The organism is Ruegeria aquimaris (genome assembly GCF_025751555.1).
GTDB classification, from domain to species: domain Bacteria; phylum Pseudomonadota; class Alphaproteobacteria; order Rhodobacterales; family Rhodobacteraceae; genus Ruegeria_B; species Ruegeria_B aquimaris.
Map to the genome: position 1 here is coordinate 89,688 of NZ_JAOWLB010000011.1, position 18,646 is coordinate 108,333.

Here is an 18,646-nt window from a genome sequence, read left to right on the forward strand (position 1 = left end):
GAAATGAACCACCACCCATGGCAGCAGTCAGCAGAGCGGGCAAAGGGGGAGCGCGGTGTGAAGCGGGCGGAACAGGTGACTTTTGGTGGCAGCGGGCTGAACAGGGCCGCCCATCTGCGTGGCGACGCCGAGGCTATGGCGCAGGCGACGGCCCATTCCTCGGCCCGGTGTCTGCTGGTCTGGCGCGGCAAACTTTTGTTGCACGCAGATGGACTGGACCGTCTTGCCTGGGTGCCCATAGACCATCCGCTGGTCATCGACGGGCCGGGCGGGGAGTCTGACATTCCCATCTTTCTGGGGCTGGACGACGCGGGCGCGGCGCTGTTCGCCCATGACATTTCGGGCTGGACCGCCGAGGGGTTGGATACCAGCACCGTCGGTGCCTTTGTCGACAAGTCCGAGCAGCAGCATCCAGACTTGCCAGATGGTCAGGTGTTTGCCGAGCTGCGCCGCGTGATGACGCGGCTGAGTCCGCGGGACGCCGAACTGGCCGCCACCGCCAAGGCGGTTATCGGCTGGCATTCGACACACAGGTTCTGTGCACGCTGCGGCGCCGCCAGCGGTATGGCTCAGAGCGGCTGGCAACGCAGTTGCCCGGCCTGCGGCGGACAGCATTTCCCGCGCACCGACCCGGTCGTTATCATGCTGATCACCCATGGCAACGACGTCCTGATGGGGCGGTCGCCGGGTTGGCCCGAAGGGATGTACTCGCTGCTGGCCGGTTTCGTCGAACCCGGCGAGACGCTGGAGGCGGCGGTCCGCCGCGAGGTTCTGGAAGAGGCAGGCATACCGGTCGGGCGGGTCGGTTATCTCGCCAGTCAGCCCTGGCCGTTTCCCGCCTCCCTGATGTTCGGGTGCGAGGGCGAGGCGCTGGCGCGCGAAATCAAGGTGGATCCGGTCGAGCTTGAGGATGCGATCTGGGTCGGGCGGAGCGAGATGATGCAGGTCTTTGCGGGCGATCATCCCACCATCCTGCCGGCCCGCAAGGGCGCCATCGCGCATTTCCTGTTGCAGAACTGGCTTGCGGATACGCTGGATTAAGGGGACATTTGGGCAAGAGCAGAACAAGTCAGGGTTGTCATGCAGTTCGTCAGCAAAGAAGATATCGAGGCGCCGGTCGCGAATGTGTTCGCCATCCTGTCGGAATTCGAGAGTTACGAGCGTTCTGCCATTCGCCGGGGAATCGAAGTTCAACGGGTCGACCAGACTGCGGCTATCGGCGTCGGCATGGCTTGGGACGCGCGGTTCAATCTGCGGGGCAGGCCGCGTGAAATGCATGTTGTGCTGAAGCAGTTCGAGCCGCCGCAACTGATGCGGTTCGAAGGCCACAGCAAGGGGATCACCTCGATTGTGAATATCGAATTGCTGGCGCTTTCGCCGCGCCGGACGCGGTTGAGCTTTGACATCCAGCTCAGCGCCAAGACACTGTCGGCGCGCTTGTTCCTGCAATCGCTGAAACTGGCCCGAAAGAATCTGACGCGCCGGTTCAAGCTGCGGATTGCGGAATTCGCCAAGGATGTCGAAGACCGCTGCGCCCGCTGACGGGCGCGGGGCCGGTCACGACCGGGGGCGTGCCGCCGGATAGACGCCCAGGATTTCCACATTCGTCGTGAAGTGGTTGAGCTCGTCCATCGCCAGTGCCACGTTGGGATCCTCGGGATGGCCCACGATGTCGGCATAGAACTGGGTGGCCGAGAACGAACCGTCCAGCATGTAGCTTTCCAGTTTGGTCATGTTGACGCCATTTGTCGCGAATCCGCCGAGTGCCTTGTAGAGCGCGGCCGGGATGCTGCGCACTTCGAAGACGAAACTGGTGATCATGCCGAAATCGCCGCGCCGCGATTCGTCGGCCTCGCGCGACATAACCAGGAACCGGGTGGTATTGTTGTCGGTATCCTCGACATGGCGGGCGAGCACGTTCAGCCCATAGATTTCTCCGGCCAGTTCGCTGGCCAGCGCGGCATGGCTCTTGTCGCCGCGCTCGGCCACTTCGCGGGCGGCGCGGGCATTATCGGGGCTGACCCGGCCGGTGATTGCGTGTTTTTTCAGAAAGCCCGCGCATTGTGGCAGCAGCACCAGATGCGAATGCGCCTCGCGGATATCTTGGAGTTTCGCGCCCGGCACCCCCAAGAGGTTGATGTGAACCCGCACAAAAGCCTCGTCGATGATATGCAGGCCGCTGTGCGGCAGCAGGCGGTGGATATCGGCGACTCGGCCGTATGTCGTGTTCTCGACCGGCAGCATCGCAAGCTCGGCCTCGCCCGAACGGACCGCCTGGATCACGTCTTCGAAAGTGCGGCAGGGCAGGGCCTCCATCTCGGGGCGGGCGTTGCGGCAGGCCTCGTGACTGTAGGCGCCGGGCTCTCCCTGGAAGGCGATGCGATGGGTCATAGGGTCGTTTCCGTGCAACAAGTTACATTTTGGGCGTTTGGTCGCGGTGTCTATACCTTGCCTCTTGCGAGGGGAAGCCTTAGACAGCCGCCCAGACAGCTGAAATGGACTCGCGATCAATGTTCGACACGATGACAGTTACCAAGGCCGCTGCCGGCCTGTTCGGCGCTTTCCTGGCGCTTCTTCTCGCCAAGTGGGCCGCCGAAACGGTCTATCATGTTGGTGGCCACGGGGACGAGCCCGCCTATGCAATCGAAGCCGCCGAAGCCGAAGAGTCGGCCGGTGAAGCGGAAACCGTGAGCTTCGAAGAGCTGATGGCCTCGGCAGATGCCGAAAAAGGCGAAAAGGTCTTCAAGAAATGCGCCGCTTGCCACAAGGTCAACGGCGAGGATGCCACCGGTCCGCACCTGAACGGTGTGGTTGGCCGTGCGGTCGCCTCGGTTGCCGGTTTCGGCTACTCGGGCGCCATGCAGAGCCATGGCGGCGACTGGACCCCCGAGGCGCTGGACGCATTCCTGACCAAGCCGTCGGCGGCCGTTCCCGGCACCTCGATGAGCTTCTCGGGCCTGGGCAAGGTCAGCGACCGGGTCAACCTGATCGCCTATCTGCAAAGCACCGGCGGCTGAGCCGGGCGCTTTACCCTGACAGAACAAGGGCCGCTGCCGCCGTGCAGCGGCCTTTTTCGTTTGGCGGGGCTGACTTCACGAACGGTTCACCTAATCTAAACTTGCAAGTCCCCTTGCGGGACCATTAGCTATCGGAAACAAGATTGGCCGCCATGCCAGCCCAACCCGGAGGAAGAGCCCGATGAAATCCCCCCGCGCCGCAACCCGTGCCCGTGCATTGGACATCCGGCCAGGCGTGATGATGCTGGTTGCAGGGGTGGTCCTGTTGGCGCTGGCCGGTCTGGCCCGGGCCGAAGAGAAAATCATCAAGAGCCATGGGTTCTCGGAGTTCGGCGATCTGAAATACCCCGAGGGATTTGCGCATTTCGACTATGTCAATCCCGATGCGCCCAAGGGTGGCGAGCTGAGCTATGCCGCGATCGGGACATTCGACAACCTGAACCCGTTCACCCGCAAGGGGCGCGCGGCGGCGCGGTCGGCGGATCAGTATGAATCGCTGCTGTTCCCGTCTTATGACGAACCGGCGTCGTATTATGGGCTGGTGGCTGAAAGCCTGGAATACCCCGAAAGCCAGGATTGGGTGATCTTCAACATCCGGCCCGAGGCGAAGTTCTCCGACGGCACACCGATCACCGCTGAGGATGTGGTGTTCAGTCACGAGATCCTGCTGGAGCAGGGTCTGAAATCTTATGCCGAGGCGGTCAAGAAACGGATTCCCAAGGCCGAAGCTTTGGACAAGCATCGGGTGAAGTTCTATTTCGCCCCCGACATCCCGCGTCGGGCGTTAATCACCCAGGTCGGCGGCACGCCGATCTTTTCCAAGGCCTGGTTCATGGCCGATCCCGAGAAACGCCGCCTGGACGAGCCGCGGCTCGAGCAGGGTATCGGCTCGGCGCCCTATGTGCTGGAGAGCTTCGACATCAACCGGCGCATCACCTATCGCCGCAATCCCGATTATTGGGGTGCACATCTGAACGTGAATGTCGGGCGGAACAATTACGATCGCATCCGGGTCGAGTATTACACTGACACCATCGCCGCGATGGAAGGGTTCAAGGCCGGGAACTATACGCTGCGGCAGGAGAACAACTCGAAAAGCTGGGCCACCGCCTATGACTTTCCGGCCATCGAAAAGGGCCATGTGGTCAAGGCAGAACTGTTTGACGGCGACGTGCCCAGTGCCAGCGGCTTTGTGATGAACATGGACCGGCCTCAGTTTCAGGACATCCGCGTGCGCGCGGCGGTGCAGTTGGCGTTCAACTTCGAATGGACCAATGACAGCCTGCAATATGGCCTGTTCCAGCAGCGACATTCCTTTTGGCAGGGCACGCCGCTGGAAGCGACCGGCCTGCCCGAGGGCCGCGAGCGCGAGGTGCTTGAGGCGCTGGGCGATGCGCTGGATTCGGCCGTGCTGAGCGAAGAGCCTGTAAGCGCCCATAGTTCAAGCCCTGACCGACAGAACGACCGCAAGAACCTGCGCCGCGCGATGAAGCTGCTGGATGAGGCGGGGTGGGCCGTCGGCGGCGATGGCATCCGGCGCAATGCGGCGGGTGAGACGCTGAAGATCGAGTTCCTGTCCGACGAGCCGACGCTGGACCGGATCATTCAGCCGTTTGTCGATAACCTCAAGGTCATGGGCATCGACGCCCGTTACAACCGCGTCGATGACGCGCAATTCACGCTGCGGCGGCGCGACCGCGATTTCGACATGATCATGGGTGGCTACCCGATGTCGCTGCAACCCTCGACCGGGCTCTACCAGCAGTTCGGCAGCGAGGCTGCGGCCTATTCCCTGTTCAACCCCTCTGGCGTGCATGGGCCGGACATCGAGCCGCTGATCGACGGGATTGTCGCGGCCAAGACCACCGAAGAGTTGCAGGCCAATGTGCGCGCGCTGGACCGTGTGCTGCGGGCCAAGCGGATCATGGTGCCGACCTGGTACCTGGGCAAATACTGGGTGGCCTATTGGGACATGTACTCCTACCCTCAGAACCTGCCGCCGTATGCGTTGGGCATCGAGGACCTGTGGTGGGTCGAAGGTGATCGCGCGGCGGCGCTGAAATCCTCGGGTGCGTTGAGGTAAGCGGGCTTTATGGGCGCCTATATCCTAAGACGACTGCTTTTGGTGATCCCGACCTTGCTCGGGATCATGCTGGTGAACTTCGTGCTGGTGCAGTTCGTGCCTGGCGGTCCGGTGGATCAGGCCATCGCGCAACTGCAGGGTGGCGGTGATGTGTTCGAAAGCTTTGCCGGGCAGGGCAACGATGCGCAGCTGAACACCCAGACCAACGCGGTCAACGATCGTTATATCGGCGCGCGGGGCCTGCCGCCCGAGTTCATCAAGGAGCTGGAGGAACTATACGGCCTCGACAAGCCCGCGCATGAACGGTTCCTGCTGATGCTTTGGAACTATCTGAACCTCGATTTCGGCGAGAGCTATTTCCGCAAGATCGACGTTGTCGATCTGGTGCTGGAGAAGATGCCGGTTTCGATCACGCTGGGCCTGTGGTCTACCCTCATCGCCTATGCCATCTCGATCCCGCTGGGCATCCGCAAGGCGGTGCGCGACGGGTCGCGGTTCGACACCTGGACCAGCGGGCTGATCATCGCGGCCTATGCGATTCCGGGGTTCCTGTTTGCCATTCTGCTTCTGGTGCTGTTCGCCGGGGGCAGTTACTGGCAGATATTCCCGCTGCGCGGCCTCACATCGGACGATTTTGCCGATCTGTCGCTGATCGGCAAGGTTCTGGACTATCTCTGGCACATCGCATTGCCGCTGACCGCCTATACGATCGGCGCCTTTACCACGTTGACGCTGCTGACCAAGAACAGCTTTCTGGACGAGATCAAGAAGCAATACGTGATCACCGCCCGCGCCAAGGGCCTGAGCGAAAGCCGGGTTCTTTATGGCCACGTGTTCCGCAACGCGATGCTGATCGTGATCTCGGGCTTTCCGGCGGTGTTCCTTTCGGTATTCCTGGGCGGGTCGCTGATCATCGAGACGATCTTTTCGCTCGACGGTCTGGGGCGGCTGGGGTTCGAGGCAACGGTGGCGCGCGATTATCCGGTGATGTTCGGCACGCTTTTTGTCTTCGGCCTGATTGGCCTCTTGGTCGGGATCCTGTCGGACCTGACCTATGTGCTGGTCGATCCCCGGATCGACTTTGAGCGGCGGGAGGGTTGAGCCATGCGCCTGTCGCCCCTGAACCAGCGCCGCTGGAACAACTTTTGCCGGAACCGCCGCGCCTTCTGGTCGCTGATCCTGTTTTCGGTGCTGTTCGGGATTTCGCTCTTTGCCGAGTTCCTGGCGAATGACAAGCCGATCCTTGTCAGCTATCGCGGCGAGTTGCGGATGCCGATCTTTTCCTTCTATCCCGAAACCGCCTTTGGCGGCGATTTCCAGACCGAGGCGATCTATCGCGATCCAGAGGTGCAGTGCCTGATTGCCAGCGGCGGGATGGAGGACTGTTTCGACGATCCCGAAGGCATCATCGAAGCGATCGGGGCGGGTACCTATCAGGCCGAGGATTTCCAGGAAGGCTGGGCCATCTGGCCGCCGATTCCCTATTCCTATCGTACCACGGTGGATCGGCCCGGCGCCGCGCCGTTGCCGCCCAATGGGCAGAACTGGCTGGGCACCGATGACACCAAGCGGGACGTGGTGGCGCGGGTGATCTACGGGTTCCGGCTGTCGATTCTGTTCGCGCTAATCGTCACCGCCGCCTCCAGCGTCATCGGGGTGATCGCGGGGGCAGTGCAGGGGTTCTTTGGCGGCAGGCTGGACCTGGTGATGCAGCGGGTGATCGAGATCTGGGGGGCGACGCCGGGTCTATATGTGATCATCATCATGTTCTCGATATTCCAGCGCAGTTTCTGGATGCTGGTGATCATCTCGATCATTTTCGGCTGGACCGCGCTGGTGGGGGTTGTACGGGCCGAATTCCTGCGCGCCCGAAACCTGGAATACGTGCGCGCGGCGCGGGCCCTGGGTGTCAGTGACTGGACCATAATGTTCCGCCACATGCTGCCCAACGCGATGGTGGCGACGGTCACCATCCTGCCGTTCCTGGTTACCGGGTCCATCGGCGGGCTGGCCTCGCTCGACTTTCTGGGCTTTGGCCTGCCGTCCTCGGCCCCGTCTCTGGGCGAGTTGACCTTGCAGGCGAAACAGAACCTGCAAGCGCCCTGGCTGGCGTTTACCGCGTTTTTCACCTTTGCCATCATGCTGTCGCTTCTGGTCTTCATCTTCGAAGGCGTGCGCGATGCCTTCGACCCCAGAAAGACTTTCTCATGAGCGCGCTTCTGGAGGTCAAAGGGCTGAAGGTCTCGTTCCGGCAGGATGGCCGGATCAGCCAGGCGGTGCGCGGCGTGTCCTTCTCGGTCAACCGGGGCGAGACAGTAGCGCTGGTGGGCGAAAGCGGCTCGGGCAAGTCGGTGTCGGCGCTCTCGACCGTGTCTCTGTTGGGCGACAGCGCGATTGTCGAAGGCTCGGTCAAGTATGACGGGAAGGAGATGATCGGCGCCAGCGAACAGCGGTTGATGGATGTGCGCGGCAACGACATCAGCTTTATCTTCCAGGAGCCGATGACCTCGCTCAACCCGCTGCACACGATCCAGAAGCAGATGGCGGAATCGCTGGCGCTGCATCAGGGGCTGGCGGGTGAGGCTGCGCGGGCGCGTATTCTGGAGCTGCTGGTCAAGGTCGGGATCCGCGATCCCGAAACCCGACTGGATGCCTATCCGCATCAATTGAGCGGCGGGCAGCGGCAGCGGGTGATGATCGCGATGGCGCTGGCCAACAAGCCTGACATCCTGATCGCGGACGAGCCGACCACGGCGCTGGATGTCACCATTCAGGCGCAGATCTTGGAACTGCTGGCGGAGTTGCAGAAATCCGAGAACATGGGGATGCTGTTTATCACCCATGACCTGGGTATCGTGCGGCGGATTGCCGACCGGGTCTGTGTGATGAAAGCCGGCGAGATCGTGGAAACCGGTCCGACCGCCGAGATATTCGCGAACCCCCGGCACCCCTATACCCGCAAGCTCTTGGCCGCCGAACCGTCGGGCAGGCCGGACCCTGTTTCGGACCGCGCCGAAGAGATCGTGCAGACCCGAAACCTGCGTGTCTGGTTCCCGATCCAGCGCGGGTTCCTGAAACGGACAGTGGGTCATGTAAAGGCGGTGAACGATGCCTCGATCTCGGTCCGGGCCGGTGAGACGCTGGGGATCGTGGGTGAAAGCGGCTCGGGCAAGACCACGCTGGCGCTGGCCATCATGCGGCTAATCGGGTCCGAGGGCGGCATCACCTTTCGCGGTGAGGATGTGCGCGGCTGGTCCACGCGCGAACTGCGCCGTCTGCGCAAGGATATGCAGATCGTGTTCCAGGACCCGTTCGGCAGCCTGAGCCCGCGCATGACCTGTGCCCAGATCATTTCCGAGGGGTTGGCGATCCACAAGGTGGACCCGCAGCGCGCGCCGCGTGACCTGGTGACCGAGGTGATGCAGGAGGTAGGGCTGGACCCGGCGACGATGGACCGCTATCCGCACGAGTTTTCCGGCGGCCAGCGCCAGCGGATTGCCATCGCGCGTGCCATGGTGCTGCGGCCCAAGCTTTTGGTGCTGGACGAACCGACCAGCGCGCTGGACATGACGGTGCAGGTGCAGATCGTCGAACTGCTGCGCGCGTTGCAGCGCAAGTACGGGCTGGCCTATCTGTTCATCAGCCATGACCTGAAAGTCGTGCGCGCGATGTCTCACAAGGTTGTCGTCATGCGACAGGGCGACGTGATCGAAACCGGCGAGACCGAGGCGTTGTTCGAGAACGCCCAGACCGAGTACACCCGCACCCTGATCGCGGCGGCGGGCTGACAGCGAAAGGCCCGGAGGGTTTCCGGGCCTTCGAGCCGTTTCATGTCATCCAGCGGCGGCGCGTTCCTTTGCCGATTTCGGGACTGGGCCGCGCAGCTCTTCGTAGTGGTCGAAGCCCAGTTTTACCCAACCGGTGCCACGGGTTGAACTGGCCAGCGAGCGATGCAGCTCGTCCTCGGCCACTGCTGGCAGCAGCGCGTTGAAGACCTCCCATCCGGTGGCGCTGGGATGCGCTTCAAAGCCCAGGACCTGGCCCTGAAGCGAACTGATCGTTGGCACTAGGTCACCGACAAAGGTGGACGGCAGGTGGATTTCAGCGCGCATTATCGGTTGCAGAACCACGGGTTTCGCCATTGGCAGCGCCTCGCGGACCGCCGCCTTGCCCGCCGTACGGAAGGCATAGTCGGAACTGTCCACCGCGTGGTGCTTGCCGTCCTTCAGCGTCACCTTCACGTCGACAACCTTGAACCCTTCGGGACCTTGGGCCAGCGCGTCTTCGGCCCCTTGCGCAACGGAGGGGATATAGTTCTTGGGCACCGCGCCGCCCTTGACCACCTCGTCGAACTGGAACCCGCTGCCGCGCGGCAGCGGTTCGATCGAGATATGGACATCGGCGAACTGACCCGCCCCGCCCGATTGCTTGCGGTGCCGGTGATGGTGATCGACCGGTTTCTGGATGGTTTCACGATAGGCGGTCTCGACCGGTTCGGCGATGACCTCGACCCCGAAATCCTCGGCCAGCTTGGCCGAAACCCGGCGCAGGTGCTGTGGCCCCTGGCAGCCCAGAATGGAATGCCCGGTCGCCTCGTCGGTGCTGAGGTGCAGGCCCGGGTCGATCTCGTCCATCCGGGCCAGGGCCGACGACAGCCGGGCATCGTCGCGCTCGTGCGCGGGGGTGATGAGTTGCCGGTGGCTGGGCGGGTGACTGCGTGCCCAGTGCGGCAACTCGGTCGCAGCGGCGCTGTCATAGATGTTGCCCGGCGACAGGTGATCGGATTTCACGGCAAGGCCGATCTGCCCGGCCTCCAGCGCGCCGATCTGGGTACGCGCGTCGAGTTCCATCAGGCTGCCGACGGTTTCGCCCCCCAGCGCATCATGTGCCTTGACGCCGTCTCCGAGGCCGCGCAGCACCACGATCTTGCCGATATGTTTCTTGACATCGGCAAAGCCCGCGATGGCGCGCGCCTTTTCGCCCGCCTCGTCACGACCGGCGGCGATGTCGAATTGCGGTGCTTCGTGACGCAGCGCCTTCATCACCCGGGTCAGGCCATTGCCATGGCTGGCCGCGCCCAGGTAGGCCGGGATTAGCTGGTGATTTTGCAGGACCTTGGCGGCCAGATCGTAGATCTCGGCACTGGGCGGCTGCTTGTCCTCGATCAGTTGTTCGAGCAGGTGATCATCGTAATCCGACAGCGCCTCGAGCAGTTCGGCGCGCGCCTCCTGTTCCCGTTCGACGGTCGAGCCAGGCATTTCGATCAGGGCAGAGGGCTGGCCCTCGCGGTATTGCCACGCGCGTTCCGAGATCAGGTCCACCGCGCCCACGATCTGGTCGCCCTCGCGGATGGGCACCTGTCGCAGGGTGATATGATGGCTGCAATATCCCTGCAACGCCGCCACGATATCGCGGATCCGCCCATTGGGATTGTCCATCCGGTTGATGAACAGGATCGCGGGGATACCGGCCTCTTCCACCAGCCGCAGATAGGGGGCGCAGAGCACGGCGGCATCCGGATCGGGCGGCACCACGATCACCGCCGCATCGGAAATTGCCATGGCCGGGCCGACAAAGGCCAGCGCATCGCCGCCCCCGTCCACTTCAATCGCGCACCACGGCTCATCCAGGTAAGAAAAACCGTGCAAGTGCACGGTTCCGGAGACATCGAATGTCGTGGGGCGGCTGTCGAGGCGACTGATGGCCTCGACCAGCGTGGACTTGCCCGATTGGGTGGGTCCGAGAACGGTGAAAACGCGCATTGGGGCTGTCCCTTTTCTTGCTGCAATACTGTGCTGCGCAATAAAGGTTGTGACGAACGGCGATGCGTCCGCTTGCCTGTTTCGGGTGTCGCCTGCCTCACGGCGGGATCCCTATGTGCAGATGCGGCCCGCATCGCCAGGGTTTCCCGCCTTGGTTCGAGTGTGGGAAATCAGGGCTTTGTACGTCAAGTCCCTTGGTGAAAATGAAGGCGGGATCGTGCAGGACCCCGCCTTCCGCTGCCTCGGCTCCTCCTCCGAGGTCAGATGGCCGAACTGTGTCCGGCCTTGCTGAGATCGTAGTCGTCGAAACACCGGGCCACCATCCGGGTGAGCGGCCTGGCTTCCGGCGGAATAAACAGACCGTCGTCGGTGACGCGCAGCAGACCTTCGAAGCTCTCGTTGGCCTGATGGTACATGCGCTGCAACTCGGTGGCCGAGATGTCGTGATCGCGCAGAATCTCGGCCGTATTGATGCGAAAATCACACATCAGCGCCTCGATAAGCCGCGCACGAAGAACGTCCTGACCCTTGAACAAATGGCCCCGCGAGGTCGAGAATTTTCCGGCGCGGATGGCGCCCGTGTGGGCCGATGTCGCCGGGGCGTTCTGGGCAAAACCTTGCGGGAACTTTGAAATCGCGCTGGCGCCGACCCCGATCAGAACGTCGGCCTGATCGTCGGTGTAACCCTGGAAGTTTCGTTTCAGCTTGCCGGCATCCAGCGCCCGCGTCAGTCCGTCTTCGCGCGTGGCGAAATGGTCGATTCCGATTTCGGCATAGTTGTCCCACAGGAACAGCCGCCGGGCGGTGTCGAACAGGTCGAGCCGTTCCTCGGGTGTCGGCAGCGCATCCGAGGGGATCAGTTGCTGGCGCTTGGCCATCCATGGAACATGCGCATAACCGTAAAGCGCGACCCGGTCCGGGTTGAGCGACAACAGCTTTTGCACGCTTTCGGTCATGCGGGCGCGGGTCTGGTGCGGCAGGCCGTAAAGGATATCGGCGTTCAGGCTGTAGATTCCGCGGGCGCGGATCATGTCTACCGCCTTGCGGGTGATGTCATACCCCTGAATACGCCCGATTGTCTTCTGGATCTCGCTGTCGAAATCCTGAATGCCGATGGAGGCGCGGTTCATGCCGGCCTCGGCAAGGGCATCCAGACGGGCATCGTCGATTTCGTTGGGGTCGATTTCCACCGAGAACTCGGCATTGGGGCCAAGGGGCACGATGTCGAAAATCGACTTTGCCAGATCGCGCATCAGGTCGGGATTCAGCAGGGTCGGCGTGCCACCACCCCAATGCAGCCGGGAAAGACGAACGCCTTCGGGCAGACGACTGGCCAACAGGGCAAGCTCGGCCTTGAGCGTTTCCACATAGGCGATGACCGGATTGTCGGTCTGGGTGCCCTGGGTCCGGCAAGCACAGAACCAGCACAATCTGCGGCAAAACGGTACATGCACATAGAGGGAAATCTCGCTGTACGGCGGAATTGCCCCGATCCAGTTGCCAAAATCACTGGCGCCCACGTCATTGCTGAAGTGGGGCGCGGTCGGGTAGCTCGTATATCTCGGTACTTTCGCGTCAAAAAGTCCGAGTCGGGCCAATTGAGGTTTCGCTTTCATGCAAGTACGCTTATGTGAGCCTTTCGATATGGACCTTGACTCAGATCAAGTAGGACCGGGAACACATGAGCAGCCACCCCCAGCTTTGCCATTCCGATTGCGACGATTGTCCGATCAGGCACCGCGCAGTCTGCGCTCACTGCGACTCGCGTGAGTTGGAGGAGCTGGAAGAGATCAAGTATTACCGCAGCTTCGAGGCGGGGCAGACCGTGATCTGGTCGGGCGACCAGATGAGTTTTGTGGGCTCGGTCGTGTCCGGTATCGCCTCGCTGACCCAGACGATGGAGGATGGGCGGACCCAGATGGTGGGTCTATTGCTGCCGTCGGATTTCGTCGGGCGCCCGGGGCGTGAGGGCGCGCCCTATGACGTCGTGGCGACCACGGATCTGGTCATGTGCTGTTTCCGCAAGAAACCGTTCGAAGAGTTGATGGCGCGCACCCCGCATATCGCGCACCGTCTGCTGGAAATGACACTGGACGAGCTGGATGCCGCGCGCGAATGGATGCTGGTGCTGGGCCGCAAGACCGCGCGCGAAAAGATCGCCAGCCTTTTGTCGATCATTGCCCGACGCGATGCCTCGCTGACCAAGCGCGGCATGAGCGGGCCGATGGTGTTTGACCTGCCGCTGACCCGCGAGGCGATGGCCGATTACCTGGGCCTGACGCTGGAAACGGTGAGCCGCCAGATCTCGGCCCTGAAAAAGGACGGGGTGATTCATCTGGAAGGCAAGCGCCACGTCACCATCCCGGATATGGGCCGGTTGATGGAGGAAGCGGGCGACGATACCGATGGCGGGTTCCTGGTCTGAGACCGGGTATTTGCGAGGCTCTGCCTCGCGCTCCGGAGTATTTATGGCGAAATGAAGAGGGCGGGCCGGGGTTCAACTCTGACCCCGCAGCCAATCGGCCACGCGCTGAGCGGCGGAGCCGGGCAGCAGCGGTCGCGGGGCCCAGAGCCGCAAGGCGTGCGACAGGGTAACCCGGGTGGCAAAGGGTGCCACCAGTTGGCCGCGTGCGAGATAGGGCGCGATCAGCGCCTCGTGTCCCATCAGCACCCCGGCGCCATTCACCGTTTCCTCGACCGCCAGTGCATAGAGCGAGAATTCGGGGCCGCGCGGCACAAAGGTCTGGCCGGGCAGCGCGGTCGCCATCCAGAGCGACCAGTCGGCATGCCAGGTGGTGTCGATCAGACAGGGCAGGTGGCGCAGATCCTCGGGCCGCTTTAACCGCCGCGCCAGGGCGGGCGCGCAGACGGGGGTGATGATGTCGGCGGCCAGTACCTCGCCCGGCCCGTCGCCGAAGAACAGGCACAGGTCGAAAGGCGCGCGTTTCAGATCAGGCGGTTGTTCCATCGCGGTGACCGAAATCTCGATCTCGGGTGCCGCCGCGCGCAGACCGGGCAGGCGGGGCGACAGCCAGAGCTGGGCGACTGAGGGCAGGGCCGCCACATGCACCACCTGTGGTTTGGCGCCGGTGCGCAGGCTATGGCTGACGGTGGCCAGCCGGTCGAAGGCGACGGTGAGATCGGGCAGTACATCGACCGCAAGCGCGGTGAGGGTGACGCCCCGGGCACCGCGCTCGAACAGCGGCGCGCCGAGCATGTCCTCAAGCTGCTTGATCTGAGCGGAGACGGCGCCGGGGCTGACGCCCAGTTCCTCGGCGGCGACGGCGAAACCGCTCAGTCGCGCGGCAGCCTCGAACGCGCGCAGGGCGTTCAGTGGCAAGGGGCGCGGGCGGGGCGGGGCGACGGGCATGGGGCAGACTCAGATTTTCTGACCCTAGTTTTCCGGGAAACTGATTTGCGCGCAAGAGCTGGTTTGATGATCCTGAGGGCAAAGATATGGAGGTTCCCATGCCACAGCTCGCCACCCGCCCCTGGGTGCCCGCCCATTGCGAAGCCCGCGTTCAGCAGATCGCCGAGGCTACGGCCCGGGCCGACAGCAATGCCATCGACGCTCGTCTGGAGGTGTTGATCGAGCAGAACCGCGCGATCCATGACGCGGAGTGTTTCAACCTGAATCCCGCGACCAATGTGATGAACCCGCGTGCCGAGGCGGCGCTGGCGCGGGGATTGGGCAGCCGCCCCTCGCTGGGCTATCCGGGCGACAAATACGAGATGGGGCTGGAGGCGATCGAAGAGATCGAGGTCATCGCCGCTGAGCTGGCAGCACGGGTGTTCAACGCGCGCTATGCCGAGATCCGGGTGGGCTCGGGCGCGCTGGCCAATCTCTATGGCTTCATGGCGCTGACCCGGCCCGGTGACACGATCATCGCGCCACCGGCCAGCATCGGTGGCCATGTGACCCATCACAAGGCAGGTTGTGCGGGGCTTTATGGCCTGAAAACCATCGAGGCGCCGGTGGATGCGGATGGTTACAGTCTGGACCTGACAACGCTGGCGGAACTGGCCGAGCGGCACCAGCCCAAGCTGATCACGATAGGCGGTTCGTTGAACCTGTTTCCGCATCCCGTCGCCGCGGTGCGCGAGATCGCCGACCGGGTCGGGGCCAAGGTTCTGTTCGACGCGGCGCATCAATGCGGGATCATCGCCGGCGGTGTCTGGGCCAACCCGCTGGACGAGGGCGCGCATCTGATGACGATGAGCACCTACAAGAGCCTGGGCGGCCCTGCGGGTGGGCTGATCGTGACCAATGATGCCGAGATCGCCGAGCGGCTGGATGCCATCGCATTTCCCGGCATGACCGCCAATTTCGACGCGGCGAAATCGGCAGCGCTGGCGATCTCGTTGCTGGACTGGGTCGATCACGGCGCGGCCTATGGTCAGGCCATGGTCGAACTGGCACAGGCGCTGGCCGCCGAGTTGGAGGCGCTGGGCCTGCCGGTGTTTCATGGTGCGGGCGGGGCCACCGCCTCGCACCAGTTCGCGGTCGAGGCGGCGCGGTTCGGCGGCGGTCAGGTGGCATCGAAGCTGCTGCGCAGAGCGGGGTTCCTGGCCTGCGGCATCGGCCTGCCGATTGCGCCGGTTGCGGGAGACATGAACGGGCTCAGGATCGGCACGCCCGAATTGGTGCGGCGCGGGGTGACACCTGATCATGCCGCCGAACTGGCCTGGCTGATCACGCAAGGTCTCACCGGCAACGACCCCGTGGCGGTGGCGCGGCGTACACGCGAGATGCGGGCTCAGTTTCAGGGGATGCATTACATCAGGTCGTGACCGGTTCGGTGATCCGTGATCTACTTTCCCAAAGATACCAGATATTGGGAGACGCGTATCATGCAGTTCGAAAGCCTGTTGGTTATGCTTATTGTGGGTGCGTTGGCCGGTTGGCTGTCCGGCCGGATCATGGCCGGGCGCGGGTTTGGCTTGATCGGCAATGTTATCGTCGGGATTGTTGGGGCCTTCCTGGCCGGTATGATCTTTCCGGCCTTGGGCTTTGCGGTCGGCGGTGGATTTATTGCGTCGGTTATCCATGCCACCGTCGGCGCGGTGATTCTGTTGTTCCTGATCGGATTGGTCCGCAAGGCATGATGCGTCTGCCTTGAATCAGGGAAGAGTCCGAATGGAGAGACGGTTGGCGGCGGTGCTGGTCGCGGATTTTGCAGGCTACAGTTCCCATGTCGGCCGCAACGAAGAACTCGCGGTCCGCGCGGCGCGTGGGCATCTGGACGCCATCGAACTGGTGATCGGCCTGCATCGGGGGCGCGTGGTCAAGACGATGGGGGACGGGTTGCTGGCTGAGTTTGCCTCGTCACGGGATGCGGTGAGCTGTGCGGCTGCGATCCAGCATCGGATGATGGAACGCAATGCGCCCCTGGATGCCTCCGAGCACATGCTATTGCGGGTCGGCGTTCACTCGGGCGAGATCCTTTCGGAAAATGGCGATATCTTTGGCGATGATGTGAATATCGCAGCCAGGATCGAGGCCCATGCGCCGACAGGCGGTGTTGCCGTGTCAGAACGGGTCCGTGATGAAGTGGAAGGCCGTTTGGACATAGCATTTCGGGATGCTGGTTCGCCTGCCTTGAAAAACATAACGCGCAGCATCCGCCTGTTCGATTGGATGCCGTTGCGACAGGCGGATGCGCCCATGGCGCGACCAAAAACGATTGCCGACAAACCCTCGCTGGCGGTTCTTCCCCTGACGAACTGGTCGGCAAATCCACAGACCGAGTACATCGCCGATGGATTGACCGAGGATATCATTTCCGCCCTTGCGCGGGTTCCGTGGCTTTTCGTGATCGCCCGGAACTCTTCCTTTGCCTACAAAGGCACCCCGATGGACGTGCGGCAGATCGGCAGGGATCTGGGTGTCAGATATGTTCTGGAGGGCAGCATGCGCATCCAGGGCAACCGGATCCGGGTCAGCGGCCAACTTGCCGACACGGCATCCGGTGCACAGGTGTGGTCAGAGCGGTTCGATGGAACCGACGAGGACATATTCGATTTGCAGGACAAGGTGACCGCCGCCGTGGTTGCCGCCGTGGCCCCCACCGTGCAGGTGGCCGAGATGCAGCGCGCCGCCCAGAGCGCGCCAGGCAATGCCAGCGCCTATGATTACTATCTGCAAGGGCTGGCAGCGCTGAACCGGGCGCAGGTGGCCAAGGCTGCCGATTTGCTCGACGCCGCCATCGATGCGTCTCCGGGGTACGCAAAGGCGATGGCGATCAGGGCGTGGTGCCACACACTGAACGTGGCGTGGCGTGTCGGTTATGCCCAAGAGACCGACCGAACCAGAGGCGGAGAGTTGGCCAATGCAGCGCTTGATCTTGCTCCGGGAGATCTGGAGGTGGCAGCCTATGCCGGCTACACGCTGGCCTTTTTGGGCCTGGAGATAGAACGGGGCATGGGGCTGGTCCGGCAGGCTTGCGAAGGCTGTCCAAGTTTTGCCTGGGCCTGGACGTCGCTGGCGATGCTGGAAGCATTGCAGGGTGACAGCGACAAGGTGCTGGACCTTGCGGGTCGGGCGCGGCAACTGAACCCCAAAGATCCCTTGTGGTTCCGTGCGCTGGTCGCCATTGCCGCCGTTCACCGCGACGCGGGGCGGTTCGACGAGGCGCTACAGGCTGCACAAGAGGGGTTGCGGCTCAATCCCAATGTCGTTGTGCTCTATGTCCATTCGATCTGCGCGCTCTGCGAACTGGACAGGATGAACGAGGCGCGGACAATGGCGAGCAGGCTTCTGGACCTGTCCCCGGAATTCTCGGTGTCCCGGTTTCAGGACCACCACAAATATTTCCGCGCGGCACTGCATACCGCGCAGAACACACGCTGGCTTACGGCGGTGGGGCTACCGGAGTAGCCCCTTGCCTGTTCAATGCGCCATGAAGATGGGAACGCTTGCCATCTCCAGCATGTTGCGCGTCGCGCCGCCAAGGATCGCTTCGCGGAAACGGGAGTGACCGTAGGCCCCCATCACGATCATGTCGGCATCGGTATCCGCGGCATGCCGGTTGAGGATGTCCGACACACGGGTCATCGTTTTGCTCAGAACGTCGATTTCGACCTTTACACCATGACGGGACAGCATCTGGCTGAGCAATCCGCCGGGATCCGACCGGTCCGGGCCGTGTTGCGGCGGGTCGATCACCACGATGCGGACCAGTTCGGCCGCCTTCAGGAACGGCATCGCAAGACGGATCGCCCGCATGGCTTCGACGCTTTCGTTCCAGCCGATCAGGACCGTGCGCGGTTGCTTGATCGCAGTCCGGTTGTCGGGAACCACCAGAACCGGGGCATGACCTTCGAACATGGCGGCTTCGATGATCGGCTCTGCCTCTGCGCCGCGGTTTTCACCATAGGGTCGCGGTAGCACGACAAGATCCGAGAACCGGGCGCGATGCGCGACATGCCGACCCAGATCGGCAATCTGGGCCACACCGCTTTCCGCCGACCAGCGCACGCCCGATTTGGACAGGTGATCCTTGGCCAAAGCCAGCACTTCCTCGGCCTCCGCGTTCGCCCGGTTCAGGGTTTCTTGCAGGATCAAGGCGTTTGCCCCAGCGTAGTAATAACCGGTCTGGCTACGGTCGACGCCAAGGCAGAGTGCCTCGGCATGGGCATCCTGGGCGTCCGCCAGAGCAACCAGCTGATCCAGGGTCGTTGTCGACTGTTTGGGATCCGTCAGGACCGTCAGCAAGGATTTATAGGTCATCTCACCCTCGTGTGAACATCAAGCCCCGATCATCGGGGCGTTACAATTGACTAAT

The 18,646-nt window shown here is 62.9% G+C and carries 16 protein-coding genes; 11 read left to right on the plus strand and 5 right to left on the minus strand.

Annotation, left to right across the window (positions count from 1 at the left end; all coding sequences use genetic code 11):
* The first annotated feature begins 57 nt into the window (after positions 1-57).
* Both nudC and OE747_RS15290 read left to right on the plus strand, forming a co-directional pair.
* Positions 58-1,041, plus strand: a complete 984-nt coding sequence (nudC, locus tag OE747_RS15285; RefSeq protein WP_263829474.1) for an NAD(+) diphosphatase — start codon at positions 58-60, stop codon at positions 1,039-1,041.
* A gap of 39 nt (positions 1,042-1,080) precedes the next feature.
* A complete protein-coding gene (locus tag OE747_RS15290; RefSeq protein WP_263829437.1) occupies positions 1,081-1,542 on the plus strand; it encodes an SRPBCC family protein in 462 nt (153 codons plus the stop codon).
* Between the two features lie 15 nt (positions 1,543-1,557).
* Here the strand turns inward: OE747_RS15290 and OE747_RS15295 are convergent, their stop codons facing one another.
* Positions 1,558-2,391, minus strand: coding sequence for a prephenate dehydratase (locus tag OE747_RS15295; RefSeq protein ID WP_164131663.1), 834 nt, complete (start codon positions 2,389-2,391; stop codon positions 1,558-1,560).
* A gap of 119 nt (positions 2,392-2,510) precedes the next feature.
* Here OE747_RS15295 and OE747_RS15300 point away from each other — a divergent pair, with 119 nt between their 5' ends.
* From OE747_RS15300 to OE747_RS15320, 5 genes are all read left to right on the plus strand, one after another.
* Positions 2,511-3,017: a c-type cytochrome gene (locus tag OE747_RS15300; RefSeq protein ID WP_263829475.1), complete on the plus strand. Its 507-nt coding sequence runs from the start codon at positions 2,511-2,513 to the stop codon at positions 3,015-3,017.
* A gap of 181 nt (positions 3,018-3,198) precedes the next feature.
* Complete coding sequence (locus OE747_RS15305; RefSeq protein ID WP_263829438.1) at positions 3,199-5,100, plus strand: extracellular solute-binding protein; 1,902 nt, start codon at positions 3,199-3,201, stop codon at positions 5,098-5,100.
* A 9-nt stretch (positions 5,101-5,109) separates the two neighbouring features.
* A complete protein-coding gene (locus OE747_RS15310) occupies positions 5,110-6,201 on the plus strand; it encodes a microcin C ABC transporter permease YejB (RefSeq protein WP_263829439.1) in 1,092 nt (363 codons plus the stop codon).
* A gap of 3 nt (positions 6,202-6,204) precedes the next feature.
* A complete protein-coding gene (locus OE747_RS15315; protein WP_263829440.1) occupies positions 6,205-7,311 on the plus strand; it encodes an ABC transporter permease in 1,107 nt (368 codons plus the stop codon).
* Positions 7,308-8,888 carry an ABC transporter ATP-binding protein gene (locus OE747_RS15320; protein ID WP_263829441.1) on the plus strand — a complete coding sequence of 527 codons (1,581 nt, stop codon included), beginning with the start codon at positions 7,308-7,310 and terminating at the stop codon, positions 8,886-8,888. The genes OE747_RS15315 and OE747_RS15320 overlap by 4 nt, the downstream gene beginning before the upstream one ends.
* Positions 8,889-8,933: 45 nt before the next feature.
* Here the strand turns inward: OE747_RS15320 and OE747_RS15325 are convergent, their stop codons facing one another.
* Together OE747_RS15325 and hemN are read right to left on the minus strand one after the other, a co-directional pair.
* Positions 8,934-10,862: an elongation factor G gene (locus OE747_RS15325; RefSeq protein ID WP_263829442.1), complete on the minus strand. Its 1,929-nt coding sequence runs from the start codon at positions 10,860-10,862 to the stop codon at positions 8,934-8,936.
* Between the two features lie 260 nt (positions 10,863-11,122).
* Positions 11,123-12,478, minus strand: a complete 1,356-nt coding sequence (hemN, locus tag OE747_RS15330) for an oxygen-independent coproporphyrinogen III oxidase (protein ID WP_263829443.1) — start codon at positions 12,476-12,478, stop codon at positions 11,123-11,125.
* 65 nt (positions 12,479-12,543) lie between these two features.
* On the opposite strand from hemN, the gene fnrL reads away from it, so the two are divergent.
* Positions 12,544-13,287 (plus strand): transcriptional regulator FnrL, encoded by a 744-nt coding sequence (gene fnrL / locus OE747_RS15335; RefSeq protein WP_263829444.1) that lies wholly within the window; start codon positions 12,544-12,546, stop codon positions 13,285-13,287.
* 72 nt (positions 13,288-13,359) lie between these two features.
* Here the strand turns inward: fnrL and OE747_RS15340 are convergent, their stop codons facing one another.
* Positions 13,360-14,232, minus strand: a complete 873-nt coding sequence (locus OE747_RS15340) for a LysR family transcriptional regulator (RefSeq protein WP_263829445.1) — start codon at positions 14,230-14,232, stop codon at positions 13,360-13,362.
* 98 nt (positions 14,233-14,330) lie between these two features.
* Between OE747_RS15340 and OE747_RS15345 the strand changes: the two genes are divergently transcribed.
* From OE747_RS15345 to OE747_RS15355, 3 genes are read left to right on the plus strand one after another with little or no spacing between them, the layout of a single operon-like run.
* Complete coding sequence (locus tag OE747_RS15345; RefSeq protein ID WP_263829446.1) at positions 14,331-15,653, plus strand: serine hydroxymethyltransferase; 1,323 nt, start codon at positions 14,331-14,333, stop codon at positions 15,651-15,653.
* A gap of 60 nt (positions 15,654-15,713) precedes the next feature.
* Positions 15,714-15,968, plus strand: coding sequence for a GlsB/YeaQ/YmgE family stress response membrane protein (locus OE747_RS15350; protein ID WP_263829447.1), 255 nt, complete (start codon positions 15,714-15,716; stop codon positions 15,966-15,968).
* Positions 15,969-15,999: 31 nt separating this feature from the next.
* Positions 16,000-17,739 (plus strand): adenylate/guanylate cyclase domain-containing protein, encoded by a 1,740-nt coding sequence (locus tag OE747_RS15355; protein ID WP_263829448.1) that lies wholly within the window; start codon positions 16,000-16,002, stop codon positions 17,737-17,739.
* A 12-nt stretch (positions 17,740-17,751) separates the two neighbouring features.
* On the opposite strand, the gene OE747_RS15360 is transcribed toward OE747_RS15355, so the two are convergent.
* Positions 17,752-18,591, minus strand: a complete 840-nt coding sequence (locus tag OE747_RS15360) for a universal stress protein (RefSeq protein ID WP_263829449.1) — start codon at positions 18,589-18,591, stop codon at positions 17,752-17,754.
* Positions 18,592-18,646: the final 55 nt, after the last annotated feature.

Coding starts and splice junctions, on each gene's coding strand:
- OE747_RS15320 (WP_263829441.1), top strand. CDS start 7,308: ATGAGCGCGCTTCTGGAGGTCAAAGGGCTGAAGGTCTCGTTCCGGCAG.
- OE747_RS15355 (WP_263829448.1), top strand. CDS start 16,000: ATGGAGAGACGGTTGGCGGCGGTGCTGGTCGCGGATTTTGCAGGCTAC.
- OE747_RS15360 (WP_263829449.1), bottom strand. CDS start 18,591: ATGACCTATAAATCCTTGCTGACGGTCCTGACGGATCCCAAACAGTCG.
- OE747_RS15345 (WP_263829446.1), top strand. CDS start 14,331: ATGCCACAGCTCGCCACCCGCCCCTGGGTGCCCGCCCATTGCGAAGCC.
- OE747_RS15305 (WP_263829438.1), top strand. CDS start 3,199: ATGAAATCCCCCCGCGCCGCAACCCGTGCCCGTGCATTGGACATCCGG.
- OE747_RS15310 (WP_263829439.1), top strand. CDS start 5,110: ATGGGCGCCTATATCCTAAGACGACTGCTTTTGGTGATCCCGACCTTG.
- OE747_RS15325 (WP_263829442.1), bottom strand. CDS start 10,862: ATGCGCGTTTTCACCGTTCTCGGACCCACCCAATCGGGCAAGTCCACG.
- OE747_RS15315 (WP_263829440.1), top strand. CDS start 6,205: ATGCGCCTGTCGCCCCTGAACCAGCGCCGCTGGAACAACTTTTGCCGG.
- OE747_RS15295 (WP_164131663.1), bottom strand. CDS start 2,391: ATGACCCATCGCATCGCCTTCCAGGGAGAGCCCGGCGCCTACAGTCAC.
- fnrL (WP_263829444.1), top strand. CDS start 12,544: ATGAGCAGCCACCCCCAGCTTTGCCATTCCGATTGCGACGATTGTCCG.
- hemN (WP_263829443.1), bottom strand. CDS start 12,478: ATGAAAGCGAAACCTCAATTGGCCCGACTCGGACTTTTTGACGCGAAA.
- OE747_RS15300 (WP_263829475.1), top strand. CDS start 2,511: ATGTTCGACACGATGACAGTTACCAAGGCCGCTGCCGGCCTGTTCGGC.
- OE747_RS15290 (WP_263829437.1), top strand. CDS start 1,081: ATGCAGTTCGTCAGCAAAGAAGATATCGAGGCGCCGGTCGCGAATGTG.
- OE747_RS15350 (WP_263829447.1), top strand. CDS start 15,714: ATGCAGTTCGAAAGCCTGTTGGTTATGCTTATTGTGGGTGCGTTGGCC.
- OE747_RS15340 (WP_263829445.1), bottom strand. CDS start 14,232: ATGCCCGTCGCCCCGCCCCGCCCGCGCCCCTTGCCACTGAACGCCCTG.